This window comes from Pseudarthrobacter adonitolis (assembly GCF_055412845.1).
This window is the reverse complement of sequence record NZ_JBVAYW010000044.1, coordinates 1-4726: the sequence shown is the minus strand read 5'-3', so window position 1 is coordinate 4726 and position 4726 is coordinate 1. Positions and strand designations below refer to the sequence as shown.

The 4726-nt window shown below is 60.5% G+C and carries 4 protein-coding genes and 1 pseudogene; 2 read left to right on the top strand and 3 right to left on the bottom strand.

All coding sequences use genetic code 11. From position 1 onward, the window contains the following. Positions 1-227 precede the first annotated feature (227 nt). From ACZYZ4_RS19290 to ACZYZ4_RS19280, 3 genes and pseudogenes are all read right to left on the bottom strand, one after another. Positions 228-560 (bottom strand): hypothetical protein, encoded by a 333-nt coding sequence (locus ACZYZ4_RS19290; RefSeq protein ID WP_463863387.1) that lies wholly within the window; start codon positions 558-560, stop codon positions 228-230. A gap of 171 nt (positions 561-731) precedes the next feature. After that, a pseudogene (locus ACZYZ4_RS19285) lies at positions 732-1309 on the bottom strand (recombinase family protein). A 256-nt stretch (positions 1310-1565) separates the two neighbouring features. After that, on the bottom strand, positions 1566-2855 hold the full coding sequence (locus ACZYZ4_RS19280; RefSeq protein ID WP_463863386.1) for a hypothetical protein: 1290 nt from the start codon (positions 2853-2855) through the stop codon (positions 1566-1568). Between the two features lie 633 nt (positions 2856-3488). On the opposite strand from ACZYZ4_RS19280, the gene ACZYZ4_RS19275 reads away from it, so the two are divergent. Together ACZYZ4_RS19275 and ACZYZ4_RS19270 are read left to right on the top strand one after the other, a co-directional pair. Continuing rightward, positions 3489-4088 (top strand): hypothetical protein, encoded by a 600-nt coding sequence (locus ACZYZ4_RS19275; protein WP_463863385.1) that lies wholly within the window; start codon positions 3489-3491, stop codon positions 4086-4088. A gap of 267 nt (positions 4089-4355) precedes the next feature. Further along, positions 4356-4726: hypothetical protein (locus ACZYZ4_RS19270; RefSeq protein ID WP_463863384.1), on the top strand; the 371-nt coding region annotated here is incomplete at its 3' end.

Below are 4726 nucleotides of genomic sequence, written 5' to 3'. Positions count from 1 at the left end.
CTGCATCCCGGCCCAAAACACCTGCAGCAAATCCGGTCTTACGTAGATCGAATACCTCGCCATAACAACACCCATCCGCTAAGTGTTGCAATCACCGCAAGAACCCAAGGAACCCCAATTGGTACGCTACGTGCGCTCTCTTGGAGCCCTGCCGTAGGGCGAAGGATCAAAAGACGACTGCGGGACGATTAGCAAGGACTTGTGCCGTTGTGTCTCGCTCAAGGTCTCTAAAGCCGGCTCTTCATGCGAACAAACAAAGTGCTGGCCATGGCGACCAAAAACACCAGCGTCAGGAGGGCCAGAGATGCCAGAACGGGGTTGATCCAGGCCGGAACTGTGTCATACAGGGCGTTGCACTTGTTATGGAGGGGGAAGAGCTGGCTTGCCTCATGCGAATTCTGAATGCGGTAGTTTGTGTCCAGCGACTGGCCAGCGGCAAGACAGGTGTCATAGAGGTCATTTCCGGCGGCGGAGATCCCGCTGATGAAAACCAGTCCCAACGCAAAGGCTGACATCAACGTCGGCCCCAGCCAAGAACCCGGCGTGTTCATATGTCGCATGTGCCTCCATCGTGAATGCCTGAGTCTATGGCCGCGAAGGTTCAGCGCTCCACGACTCGGCTCGACAGAATTAGCGCAGGATGTCATTTTCCGAAGTCCTCTGCACCAGTCTCGGCGGCGCCGTGCCATACGGGGTCTGAGGAGGATCTGTAGGGAAATCACGCTAAGGGGCTATGTGGTGTCGCCTGCGCGTTTGATGGCGCGGTAGACGGTTGAACGGGCTACCGCGAGGAGTTCGGCAACTTCCACGGTCGTGTGCGTCCCTGCTCGGTGAACGGAGACCAGGTGGGCTTCCTGTGCTTTGGGAAGCTGGGCTGTTTCCCCGGAGGCGGCCCTTCGCCTTGGCGACCGCCATGCCTTCCCGGGTCCGTGCCCGGATCAGGTCGGCTTCGAATTCGGCGACCATGGCCAGGACGTTGAAGAGAAGCCGGCCCACGGGATCGGTGGGGTCATGGACGGAGCCGCCAATGCTTAGCTGGACTTCGCGGCGGGTGAGTTCATCAACAATGTCTTTGCATCGCGCAGCGACCGGGCCAGGCGGTCGAGTTTGGTCACGACCAGGGTGTCCCCGTCACGGCAGGCGGCCGGCGCTTCCCTGAGTCCGGGCCGCGCCCGGTTGGCGCCGGTAAGGCCTGGTCGGTGAACGTCTACTCCGGCGTCACCCCCAGAGCGACCAGGGCGTTTTTCTGGGCGGTGAGGTCTTGGCCGTTCATCGATACGCGGGCGTATCCGATGAGGAGCCCGGTCATGGTTCAGAAGGTACCGTTTAGCCCCCCGTCACCGGGCATTTTTGCGGGCGGGTCTTGCGGGAATCGACCGGCCGCGGAAACACGGCGATCGTGATCCGGAAATTTTGGATGGCGCTTGCGCCGGTGGGGGACCGGCTTACGGGACGACTTGTGGGACACCCTACGGACCAGGAGACCACCAACGTGGTGGTCTCCTCATCTGTCTTTTTTGTTCCGAGGGAAGGAATGTTTTGGGCAGGCGAGCCCGTCGCTGTCTTTATCCGTTCGGGCTGTCGAACATCTTCTTGGCGCCGTGATCTGGTTCACTCAGTGGTCGGCCGCCCCGGTATTCGTAGGTGGAATCACCAGACCGAAGGGCTATGTGGTGGACCTTTTCAGGAGCAGGTGGTGCAGGCCATACCAGGAGCAGGTGTTCCTCGGTTGACTCCAGGGAGATGGTGTTGAATTCGGATAATCTGCCGCGTGCCATACAGCGGATCCTGTACCAGCCGGGTCCGGCGGTACTGAGTTCCGGCAGCGATGGAGTGTGGTTGAACCCGCCCACGGCCAGCTGCCCTTTAGGGGCATGAATCGAGACGTCGACCGCCTCCTCCCAGCCATCGAGGGAAAACTTTGGCTCGGAGTCCAGCAACGACACGCCGACGGTGATGAAACCGGTGTCGGTGCCGGTGAGGATGACCGCCCCGGCATCCAGAGGGCACACGAGGCCGTCACAGTCCTTTAGCTGCTGCGGTGAGGGAATCGCAGGAATGTTGTCATCAACCAGACGGTAGCCGCTATAGCTGACGTCTACCCTGTCTGTGGTCACTGTCATCCGGGCCGCGCCTACGTTAATTGATGATGTGGACAAAGAACGGGCCGCCGGCCGGGATCGGCTGGTGCTAGTAGGTGATCGCCGAGAAGTGCTTTTGAAGGCATGACGGGCTCGTTCACCTGCCTCAGCGCTGATAATGTCCGCTGGGGGCGGGGAATCTTGGGTTATCAGTTGTGGTCCTGCGTGGGCCGTGGCCGTGGGCGGTCCCTGGCCCTGCCACATTTTGATGAAACCCGGCAGGCTCTTGCCGTCCTCGGATTCGGAGGACAGGACGGACACGGGTGATGGCGGTTCCTTCCACAACTGGACCAGGTGCCGCTCGACCGGTGACTCCACAACCAAGTCAAAGGCTGTATCCCGGCCCGTGGCGTGAAGCCGGGCACGGTAGCTTCCCCTTTCATTGCCCGTGATGGTGCCGATGTCCTTCATCTCCCAGCCTGTGGGCTCATTGAAGAAGGCCCGCCCCTCGGGGAGCATCAGGGACACCTCGTGGATGTCTTCCCATCCCGGCGCAGGGGCCTCCGGTCTCGCGCCAAGGACCTCCACCGCCAAGTCAATGGGCCCTGAATGCACTCCCGTGGAAACCAACGGAACCCTCAACGGAGTCTCCTGCCTCTCGCCGCGCATCGACGCCTGCAGGGCAGCTACACGGTCTGCTGGAGGAAAGGGCGCCACGACGAAATCCACGACATGGCCCGACGCCCTGATGACGAAAGCTGCCGATTCGATCACGGGCCCCTGCCTCTCAAGCAATATAGCTATGGAAGGCGTCGGCCTCGATTACACGCATTGGAACATAAGGACGGCGGCAAGTACAGAGCAAGGTCCGCCCGTCTCAGGTTCCAAGAAATTGAGGCTGCCGGGTCCTAGTGTTTGCGCTTGAGGGCTGCGAAGATCGGATCACGACGGGCCAGATCCCCCGTGTCCAAAGGCAAAAGACTCTTTCAGTGCACTGCTGCCAAGCACAGCAAAATGGCCAGCGGCCAGAACTGCCCGTTGGAGCTTCCTTGGGTTCTTGCAACTCTCCGATTCCCTTCGTAGCCTCGCCGGCTACATACACGAGGTTCCCTGACGTGCGATAGTGGCGCCAGGCAACAGCGTCGGGAGGTCGGTATGGCGGAGGAAAAGTGGCGGCCGTTTCTTCTCGCAGCCGTTTTGTCGATCATGTGGTACGGCTTCGTCGGTCTTGTCGACCGGGGTGCAGTGATGCGGCCACCCATCCGCTAAGTGTTGCAATCACCGCAAGAACCCAAGGTTCCTGAAATGGAACGCCCTCCGTTTACAGCAGGCGAGGCCGGTGCGATGCTGAACGCACTGTGGCCGGTTGGCTGTGGCTGAACAAGGGGTAGCAGGATGCAGTGGAGAATGCCGAGACTGGAAAATCCATGGCCGCACGACATGGTGATCCGAGTCGATGATGTTCCGCACCACCTGACTCTCCTACTCTTTGTCCGGCAAGCATGGTCGATCGTCACTGACATGGGGATCCCGCCGTTGGAACCCGCGCCCGACTTTGGTGATTCCGAGATTCCTGCCTCAGCGGATGCCGCTACATGGGACAAGCGCTGGATAAAGGCTTGGAATCAGGCATGGAGATGGTACGAGATTGAGGATCCGACGCACCACCCCACTCCTGCCGATTTGCGCGAGTCCCAGGATCCGAGCCAGGGTTTGAACCCGTTCATCCCACCCTTTTGGACTCAGCAGTACGAATGGGAGGGCCTCGACCGCGACGCCTACCAGGCCTGGGAACGAAGTCTAATGCCCAAATTCCCACAGGATGCCGAACCCCGAAGCCTTCAGGCGCTCATTCCAGCGTGGAAGAGCGGAATCGACACCATCATCGTTCTGCCTTACAAGGGATACTTCGCACAACGGCTGAGCCGACGGCACCTCGTTGTGTCAGCTGACGTCAGAAACAACCCAGACGACTACAGCAGGGCTTTGAGAGAGAGCACACAGTAATGACGTCCCGTAGAGGGTTCGGATGACGTCCCGTAGAGGGTTCGGCTAACGCGCACCAAGGGCGCGGTGATCGACCGGCTTACGGGCAGAGCTGCCTGCTGGTGCTTCAGCGTGGCAGCGACGTCATCGAAAGGGATCACTGTGGTGCTGCTCGCGGCGGGGCGGAGCTAGTGTGCGGACAGGCAGGTTTCCTCGCGTGGGTCGCACAATCCGGTGTCGTTCAAGGGATCATCATCGGCGCCACGCCACGCTACGGTGCGGGATCTGGTGATCTACGAGTCCCGGCTGGAGTTGGCGCGTTTGCTGTTCGCGGACTTCAAGGGCGTCAACCGTGCCGTAGTGCATCGGATGATCCGCCCGCTAAAGGATCCCCTATCGGTAGCTAAGGGAATGATCGGAGTTCGTGGGCAAGGGCTGGGCTTACTGGTGAAAGGGAAGCTCCGAGTTCCGGGGGAAAGGCAGGACTCCTTGTGCGGGGGTCGTGGTGAACCACTCGCCTCCCTGCTTGGTCGCAAAAATGATGACTCTCTGATTGGGATCGAGCGGATCGCCGTCCGGGTAGGACTCTCCTCCAGTGCAGGTCGGGGGCATGGAGGAGATGCGGAGGTTCCCATCTCCGGGTTCCCCCTTGAGTACCT

What these genes read in the sequence shown, in the direction of transcription:
- ACZYZ4_RS19275 (WP_463863385.1), top strand. Translation starts at nt 3,489, where the DNA reads ATGCCGAGACTGGAAAATCCATGGCCGCACGACATGGTGATCCGAGTC.
- ACZYZ4_RS19290 (WP_463863387.1), bottom strand. Translation starts at nt 560, where the DNA reads ATGCGACATATGAACACGCCGGGTTCTTGGCTGGGGCCGACGTTGATG.